The sequence below is a fragment of the Zoogloea oleivorans genome (genome assembly GCF_008107625.1).
Taxonomy (GTDB): Bacteria; Pseudomonadota; Gammaproteobacteria; order Burkholderiales; family Rhodocyclaceae; genus Zoogloea; species Zoogloea oleivorans.
Map to the genome: position 1 here is coordinate 1 of NZ_SDKK01000107.1, position 1,023 is coordinate 1,023.

Below are 1,023 nucleotides of genomic sequence, written 5' to 3' on the forward strand. Positions count from 1 at the left end.
GGCGGCGCGCGACATGGCCGATGAAGCAGGCCACGTCGGTGCGCGCGGGGGCCAGCCCGCCGGCGGGGCGGGCTGTTTCGAAGCGCAGGCCGCTCAACACGGGAGGCTCCTCGTGCGCATGGTGCTCAGGCCTGGATCTCGAAGGCTTCGGCGGAGAACACGACTTCTTCCATCGCCACGTCGCCACCGCCCTTGCCGGCCAGCGTCGGGCCGGTGTATTTCATCGGAATCACGCCGCGCAGCAGCCACGACTGGACCGGCCGCTGGGCTTCGTCGAGGAGGGTGATCTTCATCGTCTTCTGGGCGTCCGGGCCGTTGATGCGGGCAGCCTTGATCCAGTCGAAGAGCGCCTTGGAGTTGATGATGCCGCGCTTGCCGGTGATGTCGCCGGCGGTGTGGATGCCGGCCACCTTGCGGGTGTGGTTCTCCTTTTCGTTGCCGTTGCGGTATTCGGCGACCTTGATTTCGCTGCCGATGCCGGAGACGTCGGAAAAGCCGCCGAGAATCTCGCCGCCGTCGAATTCGACGAGGTAGTTGAAGGCCCCGAAGGGCGTGTTGCGGTTGGCCATGGTGAGGCTCCTCTACTCAGCTGCGCGCATCCGCGGTCTTCTGCCCGATGCGGAAGATCACGAACTCGGCCGGCTTGATGATGGCGACGCCGATCAGGCAGATGAGGCGCCCGTTGTCGAGGTCGTTCTGGGTCATGGTGCTGCGGTCGCAGCGCACGAAGAAGGCTTCCTCCACCGTGCTGCCGAGCAGCGCGCCGCTGCGCCATTCGTTGTAGAGAAAGTCCGCGATGGCCTGCCGGACGTTGGCCCACAGGCGCTCGCCGTTGGGTTCGAAGACCGCCCACTGGGTGCCCCGGTCGATGGAGGCTTCCAGGTAGTTGAAGTAGCGCCGGTCGCTGACGTATTTCCACTCGGGATCGGAGGAGATCAGGCGCGCGCCCCACACCCGGTAGCCCCGCCCCGAAAGGAGGCGCAGGCAGTTCACGCCGAGCGGGTTGAGGAGTTCCTGCTGGCC

Annotated in this window: 2 protein-coding genes; both read right to left on the minus strand. The window is 66.4% G+C overall.

The window, feature by feature from the left end; genetic code table 11:
* Positions 1 to 125: 125 nt before the first annotated feature.
* Positions 126 to 569, minus strand: a complete 444-nt coding sequence (locus ETQ85_RS26025) for a phage tail protein (protein ID WP_148581865.1) — start codon at positions 567 to 569, stop codon at positions 126 to 128.
* Positions 570 to 585: 16 nt separating this feature from the next.
* The coding region (locus ETQ85_RS26030; RefSeq protein WP_148581866.1) for a phage tail sheath family protein at positions 586 to 1,023 on the minus strand (438 nt) is incomplete at its 5' end.

What these genes read in the sequence shown, in the direction of transcription:
- ETQ85_RS26025 (WP_148581865.1), bottom strand. Translation starts at nt 569, where the DNA reads ATGGCCAACCGCAACACGCCCTTCGGGGCCTTCAACTACCTCGTCGAA.